The organism is Streptosporangium pseudovulgare, from assembly GCF_014648055.1.
GTDB classification, from domain to species: Bacteria; Actinomycetota; Actinomycetes; order Streptosporangiales; family Streptosporangiaceae; genus Streptosporangium; species Streptosporangium pseudovulgare.
This window is the reverse complement of sequence record NZ_BMQJ01000063.1, coordinates 1-804: the sequence shown is the minus strand read 5'-3', so window position 1 is coordinate 804 and position 804 is coordinate 1. Positions and strand designations below refer to the sequence as shown.

1 protein-coding gene is annotated in these 804 nt (G+C 68.2%); it reads left to right on the top strand.

The features are described from left to right. Window positions 1–804 (top strand): RNA polymerDNA-directed RNA polymerase subunit B (locus tag IEZ10_RS38465; RefSeq protein ID WP_506004889.1); only part of this gene is annotated, 804 nt, incomplete at both ends.

Sequence of the window (804 nt, the reverse complement as noted above, 5' to 3'; positions counted from 1 at the left end):
CGTCGAGGCGATCACGCCGCAGACCCTGATCAACATCCGCCCGGTCGTGGCGTCGATCAAGGAGTTCTTCGGCACCTCCCAGCTGTCGCAGTTCATGGACCAGATCAATCCCCTCGCCGGCCTGACCCAGAAGCGGCGGTTGAACGCGCTGGGCCCGGGTGGTCTGTCGCGGGAGCGGGCCGGCTTCGAGGTCCGTGACGTCCACCCCTCGCACTACGGCCGCATGTGCCCGATCGAGACGCCCGAGGGCCCCAACATCGGCCTGATCGGCTCGCTGGCCTCCTTCGGCCGGGTCAACTCCTTCGGCTTCGTCGAGACCCCCTACCGGAGGGTGGTGGACGGGAAGGTGACCGACCTGATCGACCACTTCACCGCCGACGAGGAGGACCGGCACGTCATCGCGCAGGCGAACACGCCGCTGAACCCCGACGGTTCGTTCGCCGAGCCGCGCCTCCTGGCCCGCACCAGGGGTGGTGAGACCGAGCTCGTCCGGGCCGAGGAGGTCGACTACATCGACGTGTCACCGCGCCAGATGGTGTCGGTGGCGACGGCGATGATCCCGTTCCTGGAGCACGACGACGCCAACCGCGCGCTCATGGGCTCCAACATGCAGCGCCAGTCGGTGCCGCTGCTCAAGAGCGAGGCGCCGCTGGTCGGCACGGGCATGGAGTACCGCGCCGCCACCGACACGAGGGATGTCATCAACGCCGAGAAGGCGGGTGTGGTCGAGGAGGTCTCGGCCGACTACGTCACGGTGATGAACGACGACGGCACCCGCACGACGTACCGGGTGGCGAAGTTCAA